At 47.9% G+C, this 22081-nt stretch carries 23 protein-coding genes; 14 read left to right on the top strand and 9 right to left on the bottom strand.

Annotation, left to right across the window (positions count from 1 at the left end; all coding sequences use genetic code 11):
• Positions 1-20 precede the first annotated feature (20 nt).
• The 3 genes from AAC599_RS03545 to AAC599_RS03535 all read right to left on the bottom strand — a co-directional run bounded on the left by AAC599_RS03545 (position 21) and on the right by AAC599_RS03535 (position 2607).
• Positions 21-938: a nucleotidyl transferase AbiEii/AbiGii toxin family protein gene (locus AAC599_RS03545; RefSeq protein WP_340149020.1), complete on the bottom strand. Its 918-nt coding sequence runs from the start codon at positions 936-938 to the stop codon at positions 21-23.
• Positions 925-1779 (bottom strand): type IV toxin-antitoxin system AbiEi family antitoxin domain-containing protein, encoded by an 855-nt coding sequence (locus tag AAC599_RS03540; RefSeq protein WP_340149019.1) that lies wholly within the window; start codon positions 1777-1779, stop codon positions 925-927. The genes AAC599_RS03545 and AAC599_RS03540 overlap by 14 nt, the downstream gene beginning before the upstream one ends.
• A 309-nt stretch (positions 1780-2088) precedes the next feature.
• Positions 2089-2607, bottom strand: coding sequence for an antirestriction protein ArdA (locus AAC599_RS03535; protein WP_340149018.1), 519 nt, complete (start codon positions 2605-2607; stop codon positions 2089-2091).
• 365 nt (positions 2608-2972) lie between these two features.
• Here AAC599_RS03535 and AAC599_RS03530 point away from each other — a divergent pair, with 365 nt between their 5' ends.
• Entirely contained in the window at positions 2973-5324 is a 2352-nt protein-coding gene (locus tag AAC599_RS03530) for an AAA family ATPase (RefSeq protein WP_340149017.1), read from the top strand.
• A gap of 398 nt (positions 5325-5722) precedes the next feature.
• On the opposite strand, the gene AAC599_RS03525 is transcribed toward AAC599_RS03530, so the two are convergent.
• From AAC599_RS03525 to AAC599_RS03515, 3 genes are read right to left on the bottom strand one after another with little or no spacing between them, the layout of a single operon-like run.
• Entirely contained in the window at positions 5723-6709 is a 987-nt protein-coding gene (locus AAC599_RS03525) for a PmeII family type II restriction endonuclease (RefSeq protein ID WP_340149016.1), read from the bottom strand.
• A gap of 2 nt (positions 6710-6711) precedes the next feature.
• A complete protein-coding gene (locus AAC599_RS03520; protein WP_340149015.1) occupies positions 6712-8034 on the bottom strand; it encodes a DNA cytosine methyltransferase in 1323 nt (440 codons plus the stop codon).
• Positions 8024-8236 carry a ribbon-helix-helix protein, CopG family gene (locus tag AAC599_RS03515; RefSeq protein ID WP_340149014.1) on the bottom strand — a complete coding sequence of 71 codons (213 nt, stop codon included), beginning with the start codon at positions 8234-8236 and terminating at the stop codon, positions 8024-8026. Before AAC599_RS03515 ends, AAC599_RS03520 begins: the two co-directional genes overlap by 11 nt.
• Before the next feature lie 926 nt (positions 8237-9162).
• Between AAC599_RS03515 and AAC599_RS03510 the strand changes: the two genes are divergently transcribed.
• Both AAC599_RS03510 and AAC599_RS03505 read left to right on the top strand, forming a co-directional pair.
• Positions 9163-9666, top strand: a complete 504-nt coding sequence (locus tag AAC599_RS03510; protein WP_340149013.1) for a hypothetical protein — start codon at positions 9163-9165, stop codon at positions 9664-9666.
• A 153-nt stretch (positions 9667-9819) separates the two neighbouring features.
• Positions 9820-10554, top strand: a complete 735-nt coding sequence (locus AAC599_RS03505; protein ID WP_340149012.1) for a hypothetical protein — start codon at positions 9820-9822, stop codon at positions 10552-10554.
• A 1-nt stretch (position 10555) separates the two neighbouring features.
• Here AAC599_RS03505 and AAC599_RS03500 read toward each other — a convergent pair whose 3' ends face one another.
• Entirely contained in the window at positions 10556-11053 is a 498-nt protein-coding gene (locus AAC599_RS03500; RefSeq protein ID WP_340149011.1) for a hypothetical protein, read from the bottom strand.
• 301 nt (positions 11054-11354) lie between these two features.
• Between AAC599_RS03500 and AAC599_RS03495 the strand changes: the two genes are divergently transcribed.
• Positions 11355-11798 (top strand): recombinase family protein, encoded by a 444-nt coding sequence (locus tag AAC599_RS03495; RefSeq protein WP_340149010.1) that lies wholly within the window; start codon positions 11355-11357, stop codon positions 11796-11798.
• 13 nt (positions 11799-11811) lie between these two features.
• Here AAC599_RS03495 and AAC599_RS03490 read toward each other — a convergent pair whose 3' ends face one another.
• Both AAC599_RS03490 and AAC599_RS03485 read right to left on the bottom strand, forming a co-directional pair.
• Positions 11812-14409 carry a hypothetical protein gene (locus AAC599_RS03490; protein WP_340149009.1) on the bottom strand — a complete coding sequence of 866 codons (2598 nt, stop codon included), beginning with the start codon at positions 14407-14409 and terminating at the stop codon, positions 11812-11814.
• A gap of 83 nt (positions 14410-14492) precedes the next feature.
• Entirely contained in the window at positions 14493-15179 is a 687-nt protein-coding gene (locus tag AAC599_RS03485) for a hypothetical protein (protein ID WP_340149008.1), read from the bottom strand.
• A 233-nt stretch (positions 15180-15412) separates the two neighbouring features.
• Here AAC599_RS03485 and AAC599_RS03480 point away from each other — a divergent pair, with 233 nt between their 5' ends.
• The 10 genes from AAC599_RS03480 to AAC599_RS03435 all read left to right on the top strand — a co-directional run bounded on the left by AAC599_RS03480 (position 15413) and on the right by AAC599_RS03435 (position 21280).
• Positions 15413-15757 (top strand): hypothetical protein, encoded by a 345-nt coding sequence (locus AAC599_RS03480; RefSeq protein ID WP_340149007.1) that lies wholly within the window; start codon positions 15413-15415, stop codon positions 15755-15757.
• Positions 15758-15869: 112 nt separating this feature from the next.
• Entirely contained in the window at positions 15870-16184 is a 315-nt protein-coding gene (locus tag AAC599_RS03475; protein ID WP_340149006.1) for a hypothetical protein, read from the top strand.
• On the top strand, positions 16185-17144 hold the full coding sequence (locus AAC599_RS03470) for a hypothetical protein (RefSeq protein ID WP_340149005.1): 960 nt from the start codon (positions 16185-16187) through the stop codon (positions 17142-17144).
• A gap of 11 nt (positions 17145-17155) precedes the next feature.
• Positions 17156-17815, top strand: a complete 660-nt coding sequence (locus tag AAC599_RS03465; protein ID WP_340149004.1) for a hypothetical protein — start codon at positions 17156-17158, stop codon at positions 17813-17815.
• 175 nt (positions 17816-17990) lie between these two features.
• On the top strand, positions 17991-18260 hold the full coding sequence (locus AAC599_RS03460; protein WP_340149003.1) for a hypothetical protein: 270 nt from the start codon (positions 17991-17993) through the stop codon (positions 18258-18260).
• Positions 18261-18269: 9 nt separating this feature from the next.
• Complete coding sequence (locus AAC599_RS03455; protein WP_340149002.1) at positions 18270-19889, top strand: type IV secretory system conjugative DNA transfer family protein; 1620 nt, start codon at positions 18270-18272, stop codon at positions 19887-19889.
• 96 nt (positions 19890-19985) lie between these two features.
• Positions 19986-20204 (top strand): hypothetical protein, encoded by a 219-nt coding sequence (locus AAC599_RS03450; protein WP_340149001.1) that lies wholly within the window; start codon positions 19986-19988, stop codon positions 20202-20204.
• A 5-nt stretch (positions 20205-20209) separates the two neighbouring features.
• On the top strand, positions 20210-20494 hold the full coding sequence (locus tag AAC599_RS03445; RefSeq protein ID WP_340149000.1) for a hypothetical protein: 285 nt from the start codon (positions 20210-20212) through the stop codon (positions 20492-20494).
• Between the two features lie 56 nt (positions 20495-20550).
• A complete protein-coding gene (locus tag AAC599_RS03440; protein ID WP_340148999.1) occupies positions 20551-20799 on the top strand; it encodes a hypothetical protein in 249 nt (82 codons plus the stop codon).
• Positions 20800-21040: 241 nt separating this feature from the next.
• Positions 21041-21280 carry a hypothetical protein gene (locus AAC599_RS03435; protein ID WP_340148998.1) on the top strand — a complete coding sequence of 80 codons (240 nt, stop codon included), beginning with the start codon at positions 21041-21043 and terminating at the stop codon, positions 21278-21280.
• The last annotated feature ends 801 nt before the right edge of the window (positions 21281-22081 follow it).

Here is a 22081-nt window from a genome sequence, read left to right as displayed (position 1 = left end):
AAGCCCGAGAAGCGGTTGTTTTATGCGCGCCGTTGGAGGGAGTTTTGCAGCAAATCGATCAGCGCAGAACGCCGGTCCGGGGCAAGTTTGTCGAGATTTCGCTGCCTCCAGCGTATGGCCGGAAGATCTGCGACATGAGAAATCCCAAGCAACGACCAGTTCGGCGCGCCGCGCTCAAACCCGATTAGAAACTCACGATGACGATCCGGCATTCCACCGATCAAAGTACCGATCATCGTATGTTGGGTTTCGATCAAGTCTTCTATAGTCACCACTTCTTCAGTCATCCCTTCGAAGCCATTGCGGTATTCACTTGCCAGGTCTTTAACACGACCGGAAAGCACTTCACCCATGGGGCGGTTGTGGCTGAGCAGATAAACAATGAAAGTCTCACGCAACGCGTCCGTCAGCCCTTCCTTGGCGAGCAATTCTCGAACATCGAAGAGGTCGCGAGGATGCTGGCGATCCAGTGCCGCGACAAGTTTGCCCGCGTACAGATCCTCGAAGGATACAACCATCGTTTCCGCGTAACCGAATGTCTCTTCCACCGCCTCAGTAACCGGAAGCACAGTCGGCTCATTGACCACACCGCGCAGCACCGGCGAGACTTCAATCTTCACCTGCGTTCCGTCCGCCATCACCAGAAGGCGCAGTATCGTTCCCTCGCTAACGTTCTGTGAAACTCGCGCGCCGGGAAGTTCGGCCAGCGCCGTCGTTTCGATCCGTTTCATAGCCGCATCGATCTCGGCCAGTGCTTTCGGCCTGTCATGCATTGGCAGATACATGAGATCAATATCGACCGAGAGACGCGGCAGGTTGCGGATAAAGAGATTGATGGCTGTGCCGCCTTTGAGCGCAAAGCAGGTTTCGTGCGCCACGATGGGAAGAAGACGCATGAGAAGCCGAACCTGTCCTTGGTATTGATCACGAAACGGCATCAAGATCCTCCGGCACAGTTATCAGATAAACAGGATCAAGCCTGCCTCCGGGCACAAGCATTCGCTTGCCCTTCCCAAGATTGATTGCCTCCTTGTCCAGGCGCTTGAGCCATGCGTGCTGGTGTCGATCCGCGAAGAAGAAAAACAGGCGCTTTACTTTCACGATGTCACAATCGACGAGCAGCTTTTGCAGCCGCCTCGGGCTGAAATTTGCGGCGCTCTGCATGATCATATCGGCTTGATGGAAGCTTTCATGGCCTGGCAATTCATTGAGCATTTCGAGGTAAGCGCGCTCTGGCTGTGAGAGCGTCAGAGGCCAGTCCCATTGTCCCCAGGTGATCCTTGCCAGACTACCGCCCTGAAAGCGACCCGGATCGCGCCCGCTTCCATCCGATATATCCCAGGCAAGACTGTCCAGTCCGAATGTGATGGGGTCGTTTCGGAATAACGTTGCACTGTTATGATAGGCAAAGCGCTGGGGAAGGGTTAGCTTTTGCAGCCAGGCGGGCGGTTTCTTCGGTCCGTAAAGATGAACCGTCTTGACCTCATGCGAAAGATAATGCGCAAACCCTTGTAGTTCCAGCGCCGTCCGCCCCCCGACGACAAGCGGGGTTCGTAGCAACAGCGTCTGAAGCGATATAACGACTTGCTGCCAGCTTAGCGTGCCGCGCGGGCGTCTGTAAACGCTGCGCACCGGCTGCTCCAGCCAGCCGCTCTTGACGTAATAGGCGCGCAGGTTGCTGGCTATGCCGCGTTCTTCCAGCCACGCGGCATCGACGACCAGCCCTTCTGGCAGGTCTTTTTCAAGTCGGTTTAGAGGTGATAAACTTTGCTCAGTCATATTGAGTATAATACATCATACTCAAACCAATTTCAAGTTTGTAATTATATCTAGAAACTCAATATAGCTGAGCATATAATCTATATATTAAACTACCAATCCCCGCCCTATCGTGTTCACAATAGTAACTTGGGGCTTGTCCCTTTCTCAATGGCGTTTCGGGGAAGGCAGCAGGGACACTATCGCTAGCCACTTTTATCCGTCTGAAGCTGTTCAAAAGCGAAGATTTGTTGTCCAGCCCCAAGCGTATGATTAAAAAACCGCGCCAGCCCAGAGCTGGGTGCACACCCGTCGGGGCGGGCGGGTCACTCAATGCGCCCAAAACACATGGACTTTGTTCATACCTATTTCTATGGCAAGGACGTCGTTGATCGCCATATCTCGCCCCATGGCTTCCCAGTCTATGTAATATTCAAGCTGCGAAGGCGTATCCACGGACTGCTCGGTTATGTCCTGCGCGAAATGGGCAAGCGAGACGAACTCTCCAGCGTAGTGATCGTTCATCGCGATTTCAGCATCACCCAAAGAGCCGTAATGCTCATAAAGCTTGACGCCTAGCGCCCCATGAAACGAGACGAAAGTGGCCAATTCAACAACGCGTGAGATGCTTTCAAATTCGCTGACCTGAATGCCTTCGAAGCCTTCGTGATCGTGGATTGCCCATTCTTCAGCGTCTCGCATTGTTGAGGATTTCAGCATCGAAGTGATTTCAGCGTGAATTTCATCAACGCTCTGGGTCGCATCTATCCAACGCCCGTGCAGAATTCCGTTATTGTATGACGCTAAACAGGCGACATAGATTCCAATTTCTGATTGCTGTGTTTTCATCTGTACATCCCTTTCATTGGGTATGGGTTGCTCATGCAACCTTGCCCTTTGGCGAAAACGGGGTGTGCAAACGGAAGAAAAAATCGGCGGCGGGCGCAGGCGCAGCCGAGCCTCGGGAGACCGCTCTATTTTTGTCTGAAGTGCGCAGAGGGGCTGGCCCCTAAGTCTTTTGCACGAGGGATTGAAGCCGAATGGCCAAGACCGCCCCAAGCGGGCTTGGTTTACGAAAGCCCGATCCGAGATGGTGCACCTGTATCCAGTTGCGAACGAAATTATACAGCAACCGCACACTAATAAAATCTTGTCAACACATACACTTGGATGGCAACCTCAGGAAACTTACGTTCTGGCGGGCTGGATATCGGATGATTGAAGAAATACATTTAGCAAATGAAGGTTCTTACGATGCGACAGGAGCCGGTCTGAATGGCCTTAAGGCGCTGAATTTTATCTTCGGTCCAAACGGTTCCGGCAAAACGACGATTTCACGTGTCATTGCGGGCACAAATATCAATGCCGACAGCACTATAACTTGGACGGCAGGAAACTTACTCGATACGCGCGTCTACAATCGCGATTTCGTTGAGAAGCATTTCGATACGCCGGGAAGCATCAGGGGGGTCTATACCCTCGGCGAAGGCAATGTCGAAGCTGTCAAAAAAATTGCAAACCTTAAGACCGGCGAAGACGAGATCGACAAGAAGCTCAGGAGCCTGAAAAAGACGCTGAACGGTGAGGATGGCGCAGGTGGCAAACAGAAGGAGCGCGACAATCTCGACGCAAAGCTGATCGAAGATGTCTGGAACGCCAAGCGGGGCTACAGCGATCTTGATGACGCTTTCTCCGGCCTGAATAACAACAAGAAGAAGTTCTGCCAGCGTTACCTTTCGGAAGCCGAAAAGAACGAAGCGGAACTGCGCGAAGTCGGCGCGCTACGGGATGACGCCGCGACTGTCTTCTCGGCTTCCCTGACGCAGGCATCCGTTCTTCCGAAACCTGACAGCCAGCCGCTCTTGACGCTGGAATCGTCGGGAATTCTGGCCAAAAAAATCATCGGCAAGGATGACGTCGATATAGCGGCTGTGATTGAAAAGCTCGGCAACAGCGATTGGGTCCAGCAAGGGCAGCAATATTTCGATCAACTGGATGATCAATGTCCGTTTTGCCAACAGACGACGGACACGGCCTTCCGGCAAAGCCTTGAAGACTATTTCGATGAAAGCTACGTCAGCGATCTTGCCGCCATTGAAAGTCTGCGTGCCGCCTATGAGGAAAAGGCAAAGGCGCTGCTCGACACGTACCAGGTTCCGGCTGTGATCGAGTCGCTGTTTCTGGACCACGATGCTTTCGAGAGTAGCCTTTCAGCGCTGCGGCTTGCCCTTGAAGCCAACTGTGGCTCAATCGCAGGGAAAAAGAAGGAGCCGAGTACACCGGTCACACTAAAGGATACACAACCGCTTGTCGCGGCGGTGGATACGCATGTGGATACGGCTAACGCCAAAGTTCAGGAGAATAACGACACACTGAATAATCTCGACGCACGCAAGAAAACTCTGATTACGCAAGTGTGGCGGCGGTTGCTCGAAGATACCAAGCCACTTTTTGACGCGTATCAAGAGGCCAGCGGGAACTTGGATACGGCGATCGCTAATCTGACAGATAATATCACGCAGCGTGAAGAAGAACTGAAAGAAAAGCGGCAGGAAATTGAAGACACCGAGAAACAGATTACCAGCATCAAGCCGACGATTGGAGCGATCAACAAGCTTCTGAAATCATTTGGCTTTGTAAACTTCCACCTCGTGGAAAGCACCGATGAGGGATTTTACGAAGTCAAGCGACCCGGCGGTGAAGACGCCAAAGGGACACTGAGCGAAGGCGAGAAATCCTTCATCACCTTCCTGTATTTCTACCACCATATCAAAGGGTCGTTTTCTGCAACCGGCGCAAACACAGACCGCATCGTGGTCTTCGATGATCCGGTATCGAGCCTGGATGCTGATATCCTGTTCATCGTGTGTAACCTGATCAAGGGCATTATCAACGAGATGCGTGCTGGAAACAACGCAATCAAGCAGGTGTTTGTGCTGACGCATAACATCTACTTTCATAAGGAAATCACATTCCATAAGAACCGCAGCGGTGCCGATGCGATGCATGACGAAACTTTCTGGATCGTTCGGAAAACCTCCAAGCGATCCGAACTTGTTTCGTCTTCCGAGAATCCCATCAAGTCCAGCTATGAGCTGCTATGGCGGGAAGTCAGGCAAAAGCCGCCTTCGGAAACTGCAATCCAGAACGTTATGCGTCGTATCCTTGAGCACTACTTCAAGTTTTTCGGCGGCATCGCGCCCGATGAGATTGTCGAAAAATTCGAGGGGCAAGAGAAGATGATCTGCGCCTCGCTGTTTTCCTGGATCAACGACGGCTCGCATTTCGCGAACGACGATCTATTTATGTCCTGCGACCCCGGACAGGTTGACAGGTATCTAGCAGTCTTTCAGCGCATTTTCGAAGAAACAGGCCATGACGGCCACTACAAAATGATGATGGGGGATGCTTATGCCCCGCTGGCGGCGAATGAACCGGAGACACTGAAAGAAGCTGCCATTGCTCTCGCCGCAACGGCGGCCAACGTTCAAGATGGTGTGACCATCTCTGCGGGGGATGATGGGCTTAACACCAGTCTCGCAGAAGGAAACCATCCGCCGGCTTGAGGAGGTCTTTGAATCACACAACCAGAACATCGGGATGTTTTAGCTGTGATTGTATTCCCAAACCATGAACACATGCCAGCCAAGTACATCAAGCACTGTTTGGTTTGTGGCATACCTTTCTTGTTATGCTCTAGCTTGGAATGCTAGTAATCACATTTTGGCGTCGGTAAATGCACAATCAGTCATTCGAGCTCTTGGTGGTGGCACCAGAAACAAAGATGCAAGAATATAACTTTCCGATGAGACCCGAATACAAGGTCGGGATTCCAAGCTAATGGCGTCGATGAAGTCGGCATCGATATCCCACGACATAGACGAGACGATGGGCCGCCATTTTCAGCTTTGTGTCCTTGTTACGCACCGATTTCATTTTCCAGCAGCATTGTGAATCTATCCGATTATCCTTCTTTGAAACCATCCGAAAAGTGCCGCGCCAAAAACAGTAGCCATTCGAGTTGACTCCGTTGCAATACAGACACGTTGTAGCCATTATCTAAAAATGACGTATCAAGGATATCTGGCAGATCAGAAATAGTATAGTTAGGTGGCGGCTGAGAATCACTGGCCGGTGTGATACAAGACCGGATTAATGCGCAGCACAACTCAATCCAAGTATCTTTTCCACCAAGATATTCCCACCACTCAATACCGACACGAACGGTCGCAGAAACGATGAGCGGGCCATCCGAATAAGCAATAGACCAAGCCCCCTTATGTGAAACAGAGAGTGAAGATTGACGAGGTCTGTGCTCATCAATATTCCGAAGAATATGCCAGTCCTTTTTATTGGACTGTTTTTTAGTTCCATACAGCACGCCGTAGGTAAAATCGACCTCTTTGACGCTATGGTTAACCGCCCATGATGGCGCACGTTCGACCAGTTCATTTCCTATGTTCTTGGCCATATCGTCATTGAGGGTTCGTGGCCCGCTCTTGAGCGTTACGCCAACGAATTTACCGCCCGTTTGATCGATCTTACGCCCATCAAGTAGTGATTCGTGCGAGTGCATAGCACTGTGGACGACTTCCCAACCATAAATCGGCAGCACCACCTTCTCGACCATGTTTCCAGCTGATGTTTCCATAGAAGAAAACACTTTGGCCGGAACTAGGTCTTCCTCGATTTCAGCTACATGAGAATATGATCTCTGCTTAGAATAAAACATCAAAACAAAAGGGCTCGTGTAGAATTTTGCGAATTTTGAACTCGCTTTCGGAAGTCCTTTTATGTGAGTTCCTATCTTAGAATGGAATTCATTTTCCATAGCAAGAATTCTCTCGCGTGCCTTGGAGTCCCCGTCTATCCTTTTTAAACTATCAAAAATCTCCTTCTTGCTAAGAAGAAGGGCGGGAACATTTTTGGGTAAATCAGGATGACCGGCCAATATTACACCTCCGCCATGTTACGCTCACTTCGTCGCGTCACGGGCGAAGCATAACGAACGGTTTTATTTGTTTTTCCATCTTCCCAGACTTTCGTCTTGCCGTTTTTGTACCACTGCCGTGTACGGACATGGGACTGGACATATACGATGCGGTAATCCTCGATCTTGCCATTTTCATTTCGCCAGCGATTAGCTCTGAGTTCGTCCAATGCTTGTGCAACCACCTCACCGGTCACCCGCCCAAGACGCACCGGCACAGCGTTACCAGCCTGCGCGTATTGTTGCATCGGTGTCCCAAAGAACTCCCAATCAGATGGGAATTCCTGGATTAGAGCGTACTCTTTGAGCGATAGCGCCCGTACTTCGTTGGGATGGCAAAGGGCCGTGCTGGCATGGTTAGGCATCGTTACCAGTGTCGGACACGGCAAATCGAAACTCAGCCGACGCCACCAGCCAGACCGCCCCCCCTTTGCAAGCCAGGCGCGGCCCATTGACTCTTTTTGAACATTTTCAGGGAGGCTGCGCCAATTTGAGCCCTCTGGCACAAGACTCAAGTAGCTCTTTTTGCGTGGGCTAAAATCCATGATGACTTGGCCTGGATCATTTAGTCCGCCGATAGCGTCACGAAGCGTCCGCCATGGCAAAAGCCCTGGTTCGCGGTGTCCATGCGTAGGGTCAGGGAAATCAACACGCTTGTTGTAGCGATTCCCAATAAAGACAGCACGCTCGCGGAGTTGCGGCGCACCGTAGTTCACAGCGTTTACTTCAAAGCAATCCATATGGTAAGCGACAGAGCCACGCTTTTGAAGATCGCGCGCGAACTGGCGGATAACCGAGCCGCGCTCTTCCGCTTCGGAGAGAGGTGGGCCTCCCTTCTCAGGACGGTCAGCTATCGGACGATGCTTTAAGGCAGCAGATACGAGGCCACGGACATTCTCCATGACAAAAAACTTGGGTTGCATCACCTCAACATATCTCAAGAATTGCCAAATCAACATACCGCGTGGGTCTTGGGTTGTCCCCCGTTTGCCAGCGGTGCTGTAAGATTGACATGGGGGTCCTCCAATCAAGAGATCAAGCTCTCCTGGTTTCAGACCGCATTCTTCCATGACCTTTTCAGGAGAGACGTCCGTGATATCACCTTCGTAAACGCGAAGTTTTTTCGGCAGACGGCCAGCATCACGATTACGACGGATGGTTTCACAGAATGCTGTTTCTTTCTCAACGCATGCAAGCAGATCAAAGCGCCCGGTACTCTCGATTCCAAGATCGAGTCCCATTGCGCCCGAAAATAATGAAAGCGTTTTAAATTTTTTATTTGTCATGCAGCCCGCTCCTCAAAGCATGTCCGAGGCCCAGGGGAAGCTGCACCTCTTCGTTCTCGTAGCGTTCAAGAAAATCCGTAATGGCCTTCCTTGCAAGCCATGACAGCGAAATATCGTACCGCTCAGCAAGGGCAGAAAGAATGGCATAATCGGAGTTCGGTAGCGATACGGTTATTCTATGTCCTTTTTTAGCTGCACCCATGATAATGTTCTCTATATGTTCTGTCTACAGGAGAATCACAACTCTAGAATCACTTTGCATCACTTTGTTGCAATGTGCAATTAGTTGATGCTTATCGGTAAATAAAAATGAAACCAATTTTTGACCGGAAATAATTTCATTTGCGACGATAATTCCTCAATTAAACAATGTGACGATATACACCAAAGCCATCCAAACCGCGCAGAGTTGGTCTCCATGAAATGGTCAGGGTTCCAAGGGGCACGAAGGCCCTTTGGTCGTATCCATAGGCGAAATCATGGTGCGGGTCCATGGGCGGCATACGCCTTGGTGGTGATTAAACGGCCATACGTTTAGACATGGTTTGGTGCAGGTGGAGAGGTCATTCTCCAAACCCTGCGAGTGGTGGAACGGCGATACGTTCTGATGGCTCTGAGACGGGTTCAATGCCTGTGAAAGAGCCACTGCCGGAGGGATGCAACGGGAGCGCGCAGCGGGCTCCCTTGCCAAGATGCGGTGTAGTACACCGCACATCTTGCGATGTTTAGATATTTGTAAATCCAGTCAAGCAATATAATTGTATGGAATTCGTTTGCCGCTCAGTGACTTGCCCGTTTTTCGGTCACGATGTACAAACAAAATTTCGTTGCATAAAGGCAAATATTGACGCACATCTTTTGTCAAATGCAGTCTGGCGTCTCTTCGTCTTCCATACTTAGTCAGAGCAACGAAGGTTTATTCTTCAGAAAAATTCACCCGGAACGCAACGCAAGAGGCCGGTACCTATCCTGTTGCAGAAAGATAGCCTAATATTGGACAGCGCTAACGTCATCTCTTAACATGTTAGAGGTTCGTATCGTGTCCGGTCTGATATTTCTCCACAGTTATCCTTCCTGACCACCCCCGGATTGCTTGGAGAGCTTCTTTATCGTTTCTAGAATACGGGTATGACTCTCGATCAAGGCAATACAGGCTATCCAACGGCAGATCAGCTTGAAGCATTCGTGGCAGAATTGAAGGTCAGACGGCTGTCTGTCACGCAGTTTGCCAATTACGTCACATCGCACCACGGCGTTGCGCTCTCCCCTGCCAATCGTGACGCGTTGAAACGAGGCAATGCTTGTGCACTTGATCGGGAGTTGTTCGATACACTGTGGGATATTCTTACCAGCCTGCCAGATGCGAAACGTGTCGGGAGCAAGGGTTCGAAACTTGGACATATTACGATAACATCGACCATGCGCCGGGAACTTAACGGTCTCTTCGAAAAAACCGGGATCACACCGGCTCTGCTCGTACGACGCCGCCCTCCTGAGCTTCAATCCTTAACCGTCAATAAAGTATCAAACTGGCGCACGGGACGGGTTGTTAAAGCCGATCCGGTGGAATGGCGCTATGTCGTCGATGCTTTGTGCGGTCTCAGAAGCGGTCCGCGCCCGCCTAAAACATAAAATTTGAGATAAATTGCTTCTATTTTTCATAATATTTTCATCCGTATAGGGAATAATAAAGCTACCAGCTAAGGCTGGAATATATTTTTGCTTATATTTCAAAACGATAAGAAAGCCGCTAAAGGCTTCAGGCGCGTAAATGGGGAAACCAAAATGAGTTTGGTGGAATTCAGAGAGAATATTTTTTCGATTGTCGGCGGTGAAGCGGCCAACGAGCGCCTGCTCGGCCAGCAAAGCAGGAGCCGTGAGAGTTTCGGGGCAACCGGTGCAGCGCTCGCGGCGACTTTCGATGAAGCCCGCCAGTCTGCCGAAGAACGCGACCGCAAATCTACCGCCGAAATGGCGTTTCAAGCCCTCCTTGACCAGCTCAATGGCCAGATCGAATGGTTGCAGAACAAAATCGACGAAGCAAATGACTACTTCTCAGAGCACTATGGTGAAGATTGGAGAATTACATTCGGTGAACGCATTCTGGCCCCAGAGACATTGGAGCGGCGCGAGGGCGAAAGTATCGAGCACTATTATAAGCGGCTTGATCAGGCTTTCATGGACGAAATGATCGATGACGAAGGCAACATCAAACCGGAATACATGGATGACCCTGAACTCTACCGATTGGCTAGAATGGCGCAGGACGGATGGCAGTTACGGAAGGCGGAACAGCAGAAAGAATACGTGAATGAAGCTGGCATTAGTGACGATGAAAGAGAACGTCGCAGCGCCGAAGTATCAGAGGACGCTGATTTTCAGGCAAGAGAGGAAATGAGGCAAAAAGTGGAACATGTCGCCTCAACTAGAAAATTAGATGAAGCATACGATGCTGAGCGCGATGCAGAGATCAATGAAGTCAACGTTGCCAGCGCCGATAACGCATTTCTCAACGGCTAGGCTATTGATTGTATTCCTGGTACGATACGGATGCTAAAAGCCCACGCTCTTTTCTCCACGCATAATCTCTGGCGGTCTCAGCGGCCTGACCACGCGCTTCCGCGAGATTAAAAGGACCGTCTACATAATTATCAAAGTAGTATGCCACGCCTGTGCCGGCTGTATCGTTCTGATCAAAGAAGAACGTGATAGGGTCTGAGACGCCTTCGCGCCTAAAATCACCTGTCAAGATAGTCTGGATTTGCTGAGGTGTGACGCTCGATTCAGTTCCTAGAAATACCGAAACGGCTATGCCGGGATTCTGGCGAGCATACGCCCCGGCGGCGCGCCCAGAGTCTTCGACCATTGCAACTGGCAACTGCCTTTCAACAGCAGATGTTATTGGCGGACGTCCATCGTCAGCAAAACTGTATGACAGTGGGGTCACAGCAGCCATCGCGCCGAACCCAATAGCAGCAGCGCGTCCTGCAAATCCTTTTTTCAAACTGCTCAGTGCCATTTTGCACCTGCCTTTTTCTATGTTCAATTACAGAAGATGGCTTTGTATTTTTACTTCGCATCCTTACGTATACAGAGTAAAAAAGGACCGTTTTTATTGATTTTATTATTCATTTTGTGGTACGTTGCGTATCAAAAGGTAAGTCCTTGACTTGTCAGGACTTGCGTAGATGGCGGAAGCCGTTGTGAATCGCGCTGTAGCGATTTATAAAAACGGTCGTTTATTCAGTGTGGTGTGTTGCAGGCGCAAATGGCCGGGTGGTCGCGCCCCAAGAGCCCTTGCAACATGAAAGACCGCCACCATGCCCCACAAAATCGGATATGCTCGTGTCAGCACGGCTGAACAGAACCTTGAACTTCAGATTTCAGCTTTGAACCGCGCCGGATGCGAGCGTATTTACAGCGATAAAGGCGTTTCGGGCACCCAGGCTGAGCGACCAGAATTCAACAGAGCACTACAGGCCGTGAAGTCCGGCGATACGCTGCTGATCTGGCGGCTCGACCGGATGAGTCGTTCGCTCAAGCATCTGATTGAGATTAACTATACGCTCAACCAACGCGGTGCGTTCATGGAGTCCCTGACGGAAAAAATCGATACCTCCACGCCGATGGGCGAGTTTGTATTTCATATCCTCGGGGCAGTGGCGCAGCTTGAGCGGGAAATCATCCGCGAAAGAACACTCGCAGGCTTAGCCGAAGCGGCCAAACGGGGGCGCTTTCCAGGCAGGCCGAGGAAATGCGGGTGAGTGGTTAGTATTTTTAATCCAGCCGCCCTTTAAAAGTGCTTAAGTTATCGCCAAAACATTTATCAAAAGTTTTGGAGGTAATTTGTGCAATTACACTAAGCCCAAAGTGTCGTTTATAAAATTTTTTAAGATCAGAGTCTCCGATGTTCTCTTTCGCAAAAAGAGTTTCTGACGTATTAAAATAATCTAGTAAATTTTTCTCTTCAGACTCAACTATTTCCCTAGTTTCTTTTAAACATGTTGCTTGACTTAACTGTTCGAGGCGGCGGAGCACAATGGCAAGATTACTCAAAGCCAATCGCCTATCGGGAAACTGTTTTATTGCTAAAAATGCGTCTGCAGCCGCTTTTAAAAGCCTTGCAGCTTTTACTAAGCTTTTTTCATCTTGTTTTTCTCGTCCGTAATCAGACACTAAAATGGCAAAGTTAATCTGGTTCATAGCCAACTCTTTTGGAAACTTCTCATCAATAATTGTGAATGCCTCTTCAAACTCAGAGATACCTTGTTCCAAAAAATAGAGATTGTCTTTCAACTTCCATAGTCGGCGTAGATTGAAAGCAATTGTTGTTTTATATAATGCCCATTGATACGGCTTTGTTTCCTTGTGCCCCTTAATTTCTTTTCTCAACAATGATATTGCATTCTCAATATGAAACTCGTTTGCAAACGACCTGTTATCTAAACAAGTCAAAATATATAGCTCCGTTAGCCACCCATGTTTTCCTTCATTTATTTCTGCAGCTAAGCTCTCATAATGTTCGTAAATTACATATTCAGCTGTTTTTCGAAGCTCAGTATCACCAACAAAATCACCAAAAACGACTAAAGATCTTTGCAAATACAAGGTCGCTTTCAGCTTTTCATTTTCTCCCAAAATTTCTGAGTGGCGTACTGCTACTTTTCCAAAATGAACTGAATCATTTAGTCTATCTCTATGAGCTTGCCATCCTTTATCACTAATGGTTGAGCGGGTTCCTCTATTGCGCAAAATAGCGCTTAAAGAAAGACCAATACGATAACAACTTTCTTTCAATACTTTTTGATTATTACAATTATTTAGTTCATCTCGAAGCATTGCCTCAGCTTCTTCTAGAGGTTTGTTATCCTTAGATAAATTTGCCAAAGAATTCATAATTGCATACAACAATTGCTGGCTACTGACCAAAGCCGTTTCATTTTCATCTGGTATATTTACAATCAAGTTGCGGAGCTTTTTAAGAGATTTTTCTAATGACTTTACATCTCCAAACCCTATGCCCTTTTCATATAGTGAATCCACCGCAGCTAATCTGTACAAGGGTCCTTTGCCATCCCCCGCTAGTTCTGCTGCTTTCTCAAAATAGTCTGCGGCTACTTCGAACTCTAATTGTGTCCGAGCCATTGAAGCCAATTCGACATAAAGTGTAAGTCCATTGTTCGCCACCTCTTGCTTTTGCTTTAGATGGAGATTCCCAAGGACATTCTGACTTTTCTTCCAGTTCTCTACTGCATCAAGCAATGTTTCATGTGCTGCTTTAAAATTTCCTGAGTCAAACTCCTTCCTAGCAATCAACCTTGCATCCTGTGAAGAGTCGTTTGCTATAAGACCGATTGACTCACGATACTCCAAATACTTTTCAAACTCGGTTTTTACTTTTTCAGTAATTTCTTCAAAAGTGAGATTTGGAAATTCTGCTTTTCTCTGTTCAACTATTTGATCCACTAGCTCAAAGAAACCTTGCCGATCCATAGTGATTGCGCGAATAATTGTTTGAGTGCTTTCTTCCCTTTCTTTCGTGGCCAGCTCAATTTCATCAATTGATCTTAGTTCCGCATTCTTTTCAATGAACAACATTGCTGCAGCAAGAGTAATTAAGCCAAGAACCACAGAAGCAGCAAAAGCATATATATATTTTCGTTTTCCAAATATACGGGAGAAGCCAAGGTTAACTTTTTCCTCTAGAACATTCTCCTGCTTTGAAAACTCATATGAGAGCGTATTTAATATCTGCTCTTTTTGAATGCCTTCTTGTTTCTCGAATTCTTCACTTAGAAGATCTAATAAATGGCCCTTCTGAATCTCTTTTTGTGTTTCAAATTCACTGGATAAAGCATCTAGGATTTGTTTTTTATCAATGCCTTTTTGCGTTTCAAATACGCGGGAAAGAATGTCTAGAACCAGTTCCTTATTGAAGTACACTTGATGAACACGTGCCCCTGAAACGACATCAACAACTTCATCTTCCAGAGCGGGTTCAGGCCCCTCAAATTTTCTAGGCTCCAATCCAGCAAGCCGATAAACTTCTTCTGCATCCTTAGGGTGATGATAGGAAAGCCAGGCAAGATATGGTGCCGTCAATTCATCTGCTGCTTTGCCACGTTGAACATCAGCTAATTGACGTTTCGCTTTATTCGCGACATCTTCTTGCTCTTGATGTGGGCGAAAGTTATCTATTTTAAAATGCCGCCCAAATGGCAGGATCGCCCAATAAATTTCTTTATTGTTGGCTCCATTTTTTCCAGGAAATTTTTCTTTGATTTTCTCGACCAGTTTCTGTCGAATATGCTGATGATCGGGTCTCGTTTTTCTTACCATCAAAATGGCATCTTCAAGAAAACCCTTATTCCGCATTTCACCAATACATCCCGTAAGTCGCTGCAATTCTCAGTTTACGAGTAGATAGAAAAACAGGTCAAGCTACAAGCGTGTTTATCTTAAGGAGAGAAATCCAGATGATCAGTTTGGGTTTTAAGATATTCTAGTGGAGTTCCATTGCGATCAACCTCTCTACCATGTTCAAAGTATTGTTCACTTTGAACTTGCCCGGTTTCTCCATTTCTAAGTATCCAGGCTGCCTTGCCCGTTTCCCGATGCGGCAAGCCCGCGAATCTCCAGTCTTCAGAATCTATAATTCCTGTTTCATAATGCCGACCTATCTTTGCCGGATTGTTCAGTCGATGTTGCTTTCCCCATTGCAGCCACACTTCACATATTAAAAATTGTCCTGTGTCTTGCGTTATTGCTGGGAAGTCGCCATCTCTATGTATATGTCCCCGTTGATAGTAGACCTGAATAATGTCTCCCGAGACATATTCGCCTTTTTCTTCATTAAACCACCCTTCTTCCCATGTAAAAGCTGGGCGATCATTCTCTCTGTGGCGCAATCCATATTGCACCCATTCTCTTGCAACAACCTTGTTTGTTTCAATGTGATAATACTCCACGGCAGGTAGATCGCCGTCACGATGGATGAAACCCTCTTTTTTCCATACCCGGCGCGCATAGCTGCCATCGCATAAAACATCTAGGGGCAAATAGGAGATTGATAAAATATCTTCGAATAAATCAATATCTACATCTAAATCACCTTCAATTTCATACTCATTCTCATCTAATGACATTCTTCCCCAACACTTAAACAACAAACACTAAAATACTCTTTATTATAGTTATAATATATTAATGCACTCTTTATAAGTGTATTTTGCCTCATAAAATAGCTTTCCAACGCTTTTCCAACGCTACGAATTCATTTTTTTCAGCCACCGTGAATTCATCGCGAGGCGCATTCAAGCGCGGCCTAATTATAAAAATTGAGCACATGTGCTCTGCCATTCATCAATGGAGAGCAAGGATGAAAAACGTAATACATACTGAGGCTCACAACGAGTTGCTGAGTAAGAGTTATTTTAGCCGACTAGCTGTTGCGACGGCTAATTTAGGTATATCCCGTCGCGAAATCCCAAACTGGATCACGGATACCATTTACGGGTTTGACGGTAAAATTCTATGGCCTCACGGGCAAGAGTTTATAGTCTCGGATACCGCTATCGACGACGCTTTCAATAACGATGGTAGCTTCCGGTGGCTCTCAGATTTCATTGCATCCGCAGATAGAGAACCAAGAAGAAATCCTCAAGCACGCCTTCTGGATAGGCTGCGGCTGATTGATTTGGCTTTCCGCATTTCAAAACCCTAAATCGCCAAACATTTCACTCGGTAAAGCGCTTCGCTGGGGGGGATTGGATCTAACCAATCCCCCCAAACAGAAAATCTCGACCAGTAACCATACGCATCGAAAGGAATTATCGATGTCACACAACAATTCATCATCAGAACTCAAACGTATTGTCGAAGATATTCAATCTGATCTGACCATAATGCGCAGGCCGTCTGAAGCATCTCTGATGTCCTACGCAATGGCTCTACTATCCCCTCAACAAAAAGCACACAAAGAGCTTTTGCAGGCTGAAGATCACCTCAAACTCTCGCTTGTGGAGGATTTCATCGCCATCCTCAAACTTGCCGGAAAACCGGACCCCTCCCTGCAAAGTGACAGCAGTTATTTCGATCATATGAACCGGCGGTTTGCAGATTCCAGCACCCTAGAAAATAAGGAGGCGTAAATGACCAGGAAACACTTCATGGGTGTAGGCGTAAAGCCTATCGCCTTTGCCAAACGACGAAAAGTAAAGGCTCAGGCTTACCTCGTCTGGTGCCAAATTCTATTAATGCTCATGGCACTTGGATTGGGAGTGGTCGCCTTCACGACAGGTCTAGAATATGTGCTGCTGTTCTTTATCATCGATGAAACTTTTGGCGCAGAACTACCGAGCGACCCTACGCCTTTCAAGGTCTATATAATGGCATTTGCCAGTATAGCCGCCATTACCGCCTATCATGTGCAAATGCTCCGCGATGGCGATAACACCATCATGTGTGTTTTGCGTCAGGTCTCCCGCCTGATGACAGTATTCTTCTTCGTTGGGATTGCCGCGCTTTTCATCAATAGTGATTTTAGTTTCAGCGATGGCAGTTTTGAGCTCACGTTGGATAACGACGGAACGTCATGGGCAACGGCATTCCGGGAGTTTATCGAGCCCTATCTGGGTTTAATGGCCTCCATTGCCATGGGCGGGCTTGTCTTCATTAATCTCGCCGTCGCAGATGTGCTCCTCGGCTTGGTCCGTCAAAAAGGGCCGGACCTACTCCATAAACGCTATCTGGCCAGGACGATGATTGCCACCTGCCGGAAATTTCTGAGCGATGTGCGTGAACTGGCAGGCGTGCAACGTCAATTGGAGCAGGCGCATACCTCCCAGCGAGACCAGGACATTTTCCGCGTAGCATCGCAACTTGAAGGGATCATGCGCCCCGTGCTGCATGAGCAGAAGAAGCTTTACCTGCAGATGACCGATATGCGTCGCGAGGAAACGGACGTGTTCGACATGGAAAGCGATCCTCTTCCTCAGAACCTGCCAAAGGCGGAAACGCTCAAAGCCCATATCGACGATACCGAAGCTTTTATCGCGCGGATTCCTGCCATCGTTGCTCAATGTCCTGTCTTCAATTCTGAGACCCGTTAAGGAGTAACATCATGAAAAAACTTCTCGCAGCCCTGTTTCTGTCCATGATTTTGGCGCAACCCGTCATAGCAGATGAAAATCGTTTCAAGACCCTGCATGTGTTGGCCGATCTTTCAGCCTCCAACCCCATAGTCAGCAGTGAGACGTATTCTCAGTTGATCGCCTACCGGGTCAGTGAGGCTATCCTGGCAATGAACTACGGAGACTACGTTTCGTTTACGACCTTTGGCAATCTAAGGCTGGATGATCAGCTCCGCGTTCGGGTGCGCCTGACAAAACGAAATAAACCAGAGGCCGTTGCCAAAAAAATTGCTCAACTGATTTTGTCCATTCCAACTGGAGATATCCAAGCTCAGCAATCTACCGAGATCGTCGCTCAGCTCGAATGGGGCTCTTTTAACTGTGCTGCCAGAGATCAACTTCTCATTGCGACTGATGGCATTGAGGCGAGTGGGTTCGTACCTTCCCCCAAAAAGCTCCTGAATGGTTCTGCCGTACTACCTGAACCTATGGAACCGGGCTACCTTGAAGGCTGCACGGTGACGATGCTTGGGATTGGAAAAGCGGAAAACGGTTCCTGGCCTGGACCGCAAGTTCGCAACCTGACGAAAGCCTGGAAAAACTATATGACCGCCGCCAAAGCCGATTTCACTGCACTGCCAAACCCGTAAAAACTACACCTGCAGAAAATAGCCCGCTCCGGTCAACGGGGCAGGCTTTTTATTATGCACCTATTGCTCCTATCCCCCCGCCTTATTGCCATAAGCCCATACCCTGTAAATTGGTAGTCCTGTGCTCAACGGCAGCGCAAGGCACTTTTATCGGAGCAACATGAAAGGGTAGAACATGAAAAATTCTTCCAATTCTGAAAATTTCTCAGGACCAGTCGCCAAGGTGTTGGCAGTCGTGGCAACCTTCTTCTTTTTCCCATTTTTCTTCGAATATACAGAGAGCCGAGTCGTCAATTTTACCATCCAGCATTACGGCTATGACCTCGCGGAGTTTGCTCGGATTGGCTGGATAATCCTAAGCGTCTTGATGATTTTTACCTTATGTCACTTTGTGTTGACATTAGCTTTCCGTCTTTCTCAATTTCTCATTGCGACGTGCCGATAGGAGATTGATATGGCACATCCCTTTAATGAGGAGTTTCGTTTTGGTTCCGCTAGCTGGGCAACTGAGCAAGAAGTAAAGAAAACCGGTCTGTTTCGGCCCAAGGGACTACAGATAGGTTTTTTTGGGAAAAAGCCGGTATATAGTGATGGGGACGCTCCGCTGATCTGTATTGCCGGAGCTGGTGGTGGCAAGCATGCCTGTCTATTGAGTTATATTCTTTGCAAGGATCGCGCGGAAGAGAATACGGTAGCAGTAGATATGCGTGGTGAACTCGCGGCCACCAGTATTCACAATGCCGCCCGACATAAGCAGCCTGTATATATATTTAACCCCTTTGGATTACACGGCCTGCCGCAAGACAGGGTCAATCTTTTCGACCTGCTCAAACCCGACTGCCCGAAGCTGCATAGCAACGCAGAAATGCTCGCCATCAATATCATTCGCTTGAGCGGCAGCAGTAACGGGAAATATTTTGAACTCACTGCTCAGTCCTGGATTAAATCTATCCTGATCGCTCTCACGCTGAAAGACGGATATGTGGATGTCGATAATTTCATGCGAGCCATCAATGCAATTGAAGGCGATCTCGCATACTGGCAACTTGTTCTAGACGTTATGCTCAGCAGTGAGTTCGAAGATGTGAGACGGACGGGATCTGAAATGCTTATGCGTCAGCAGGAAGATCCCAAGTCTTTTGGTTATTTCATGGGCGAGATTTATGCTTACACAATCTGTTTTAACAACCCGCAGATTAGAGAGTCGCTGACAAAACCGACTTTCTCTATGAACGATATCACCAATCCAAACCGCACTTGCAAAATCTTCATTGTTATTCCCGCTGAATATATTGAACAACTCTCCATGCTTGTCAGTCTTTTTGGGATCAATGCTTTGACCTACAAAACGCAAGCCCCAGCCGCACCCCGACTGAATTTAATCGTTGATGAGGCCGGACAAATGGGTAGAGCCGATTTTCTAATCCGTTCATATACATATGGTCGCGGTGCAGGCGTAAGAGCGTTCGCCCTGTTTCAAGACGTAGGCCAGATTAAACGTCACTATGGCATTGAAGGTGTCCAGCAATTTCTGGGCAGCAGCCAAACGCGTATTTTCTTCGCGATCCGGGACATTGAAACGGCTCGCATGGTTTCTGACATGCTTGGCGAAGAAACGCTCGAATATGACGATAAGCTCAAACAATCAGAAGCTCGTCGCCACAAAAGACGCGCTGTGCATGACATTCTGAATGGAAAAGATCCGTTTGAGGCTGCGGGCGAGTACCGGTTTCATAGGCAGGTTGAAACCTACCGCTCCAAACAATCTCGCAGGCTAAGAACGCCTGACGAGATTTTGAGGATGGATGAAGATAAAATGATTGTCTTCATGTCTGGCAAAGACCTCAACCCTATGGAACTGGACAAAAGGCCTTATTTCCACGAAGGTCATATGGCAGGATATTATCTATCAAACCCTTACCATCCACCGATAGATAGAGTGCAAGTCAAAACTTTTTTCGGTATGCATTGGCGCAAAGTTGTTACGGAACCTGTTCCATCTGCCCTGCAACATCTTCCTCAATACTCGGAGGGTACATGGCAATATGTACAAGGGTATCGCCCCAAATACTAAGACGGCTATCCCCCCGCTTCATGAGTTAAACTCCACCATTCTTCCTCTTACAGGGCGCAGGCATACCGTCTGCGCCCTAATCACGAGGAGAATAGCATGAGTGACGATACAAAAAACTCAAACCAGCCCAGCCATATCATCAACCATGTCACGCAAGGCAAAGACGGGAAATCCTATTCCACACGTGTCGCTGCCGCTTTTCCGCAAAAGGACGGTGAGGGATACACAATCGAGCCGGATTTACTGCAAACGAAAGGCTACCTGTCGATGCGGCCCTTTAAGGGCAAAAGCAAAGACACAGGGCGCGAACGGTGAGACTGATGAAAGAAACTGGTCTTACAAAACAATATAAAGATGCGCAGAAGAAAGCTTATGAGCGTGATGCCCGTATCCATCAAGCTCCGGTATCGAAGATGGAGCTGGAGGCTTTGTTACAACGCCGGAAAGTACCCGTTAAAACACATAATTTAACACCGGACGGCGCGACTCAGCAGAACGTTAACCACGAAATTAATAGTGAAAATGAGCGTAGGATTAACTACGTTCAAAAGCGCCTCGACCGGCAGAGAAACAAGCTGACGCGCGACTTTTCAAGAAGCCGGTAGTGTCAAATTTGCATGATACCTGAGTAATTAGGTATCATGCATCTATGATCAACTTCATGACAGAACGGGAAATGGAAGACCTGCTCGTTAGTGAAAGGCGGGAACTTGTTTCATCAGGTGGCGATAGGCAGGTCGTCACGGCTGATCGGCTTTTCTGGCTTCGCCTTGATCTGCTCCTTCAAGCTTTTATCACGACTTTAGACGATGTCTACCGCTATACCTATATGGACATGGCAGCTCAAAACACGTCATTCGCCGATTCCTTTAAAGCTGTTGTTGTCTATATAGATAACCGCGTTCAGTAGCTAAATTCAGCCAATATATTTTCATAATCTATGGGTGTAAAAATTATTTTAGTACAATCATAGATTTGCTATAACAAAGCCTTCTAATGTATACTAAAGCTATAAGGGTTTGATCGCACTGCAGATACAAACAATTAAGCCTTAATCACCCAAAAAGGGTGGCGCGGTGCAATACCATCAAGTTAGTGAATAACGAAGATCGACGTCCAGTGGATTGCCGACACAGGTGGAGTTTGCTCATTTGAAAGAGATTATTGAAGCGCATAAGGAGAAAGTAAAAAAACTTGGTTATTCCGAGGAACAAGCCGAAGAAATTATCCACAGAGTTTCAGCAATGATGTCAGCCTTCATCGATGCTGCCTGGGGCACACATCCGGCTCAGTTAAGTCAGCGGGCAAATGACAAGAAAAGCCTCGCCTCTGTAAAGGAGTGTGTTAACATTGAACTACCAACGAACCAATCAAGCCACAAAAGTGAGTGAGACTGATTTGACAAGAGGTTAGAGAGCTTATGAAGACCCCCAAAACGACAAGTAAAGCTGTGATTTATTGCCGCGTTTCAGATACGAAGCAGACCCTGAGGGGAACCGGCCTAGGTTCCCAGGAAACACGTTGCCGTGAATACGCTTCTTCTCGCGGTTACGATGTCGTTCAGGTTTTCAAGGATGATGCATCTGGTGGATTGATCAATCGTCCCGGCATGCAGTCAATGCTTTCCTTTCTTCGCCAACGTCGCAGAACCCCGCATATCGTCCTGATAGATGACATCAGCCGCCTTGCCAGAGGCCTTCACGCCCATATTGAGCTCCGCGCAGCGATCAATACGTCCGGTGGCATTCTGGAATCGCCTTCGATTGAATTTGGGGAGGACAGTGACAGTCAGCTCATTGAAAACCTGCTTGCCAGCGTCTCACAACATCAGCGGCAAAAGAATGGTGAGCAAACCCTAAACCGCATGAGAGCGCGCACTCTCAACGGCTATTGGGTGTTTCCGGCTCCGGTCGGTTATCGATATAAAAGTGTTTCCGGACAAGGAAAAGTTCTCCATACCGATGAACCTAACGCTTCGATTTTGAAAGAAGCATTAGAAGGTTATGCCTGTGAACGGTTTTCAACACAGGCGGAAGTGAAGCGTTTTCTCGAAACCCACCCGACATTTCCAAAAACACCGCGCGGTGAAGTGACGAACCAGCGGGTTAAAGACTTTCTCACACAACCGCTCTATGCCGGGTATTTGAAGGTTCCAAAATGGGATGTGTCGCTTCGTCCAGCAAAGCACGAAG

Source organism: uncultured Sneathiella sp. (assembly GCF_963976355.1).
Classification (GTDB): Bacteria; Pseudomonadota; Alphaproteobacteria; order Sneathiellales; family Sneathiellaceae; genus Sneathiella.
This window is presented reverse-complemented; position numbering and strand designations above follow the sequence as displayed.

Excerpts from the sequence above, each read along its gene's own strand:
- AAC599_RS03465 (WP_340149004.1), top strand. The coding sequence starts at position 17,156 with ATGAAAAAACTTCTCGCAGCCCTGTTTCTGTCCATGATTTTGGCGCAA.
- AAC599_RS03485 (WP_340149008.1), bottom strand. The coding sequence starts at position 15,179 with ATGTCATTAGATGAGAATGAGTATGAAATTGAAGGTGATTTAGATGTA.
- AAC599_RS03455 (WP_340149002.1), top strand. The coding sequence starts at position 18,270 with ATGGCACATCCCTTTAATGAGGAGTTTCGTTTTGGTTCCGCTAGCTGG.
- AAC599_RS03545 (WP_340149020.1), bottom strand. The coding sequence starts at position 938 with ATGCCGTTTCGTGATCAATACCAAGGACAGGTTCGGCTTCTCATGCGT.
- AAC599_RS03440 (WP_340148999.1), top strand. The coding sequence starts at position 20,551 with ATGACAGAACGGGAAATGGAAGACCTGCTCGTTAGTGAAAGGCGGGAA.
- AAC599_RS03460 (WP_340149003.1), top strand. The coding sequence starts at position 17,991 with ATGAAAAATTCTTCCAATTCTGAAAATTTCTCAGGACCAGTCGCCAAG.
- AAC599_RS03535 (WP_340149018.1), bottom strand. The coding sequence starts at position 2,607 with ATGAAAACACAGCAATCAGAAATTGGAATCTATGTCGCCTGTTTAGCG.
- AAC599_RS03540 (WP_340149019.1), bottom strand. The coding sequence starts at position 1,779 with ATGACTGAGCAAAGTTTATCACCTCTAAACCGACTTGAAAAAGACCTG.
- AAC599_RS03445 (WP_340149000.1), top strand. The coding sequence starts at position 20,210 with ATGAAAGAAACTGGTCTTACAAAACAATATAAAGATGCGCAGAAGAAA.
- AAC599_RS03500 (WP_340149011.1), bottom strand. The coding sequence starts at position 11,053 with ATGGCACTGAGCAGTTTGAAAAAAGGATTTGCAGGACGCGCTGCTGCT.
- AAC599_RS03510 (WP_340149013.1), top strand. The coding sequence starts at position 9,163 with ATGACTCTCGATCAAGGCAATACAGGCTATCCAACGGCAGATCAGCTT.
- AAC599_RS03490 (WP_340149009.1), bottom strand. The coding sequence starts at position 14,409 with ATGCGGAATAAGGGTTTTCTTGAAGATGCCATTTTGATGGTAAGAAAA.
- AAC599_RS03495 (WP_340149010.1), top strand. The coding sequence starts at position 11,355 with ATGCCCCACAAAATCGGATATGCTCGTGTCAGCACGGCTGAACAGAAC.
- AAC599_RS03480 (WP_340149007.1), top strand. The coding sequence starts at position 15,413 with ATGAAAAACGTAATACATACTGAGGCTCACAACGAGTTGCTGAGTAAG.
- AAC599_RS03475 (WP_340149006.1), top strand. The coding sequence starts at position 15,870 with ATGTCACACAACAATTCATCATCAGAACTCAAACGTATTGTCGAAGAT.
- AAC599_RS03530 (WP_340149017.1), top strand. The coding sequence starts at position 2,973 with ATGATTGAAGAAATACATTTAGCAAATGAAGGTTCTTACGATGCGACA.
- AAC599_RS03450 (WP_340149001.1), top strand. The coding sequence starts at position 19,986 with ATGAGTGACGATACAAAAAACTCAAACCAGCCCAGCCATATCATCAAC.
- AAC599_RS03520 (WP_340149015.1), bottom strand. The coding sequence starts at position 8,034 with ATGACAAATAAAAAATTTAAAACGCTTTCATTATTTTCGGGCGCAATG.
- AAC599_RS03505 (WP_340149012.1), top strand. The coding sequence starts at position 9,820 with ATGAGTTTGGTGGAATTCAGAGAGAATATTTTTTCGATTGTCGGCGGT.
- AAC599_RS03515 (WP_340149014.1), bottom strand. The coding sequence starts at position 8,236 with ATGGGTGCAGCTAAAAAAGGACATAGAATAACCGTATCGCTACCGAAC.
- AAC599_RS03470 (WP_340149005.1), top strand. The coding sequence starts at position 16,185 with ATGACCAGGAAACACTTCATGGGTGTAGGCGTAAAGCCTATCGCCTTT.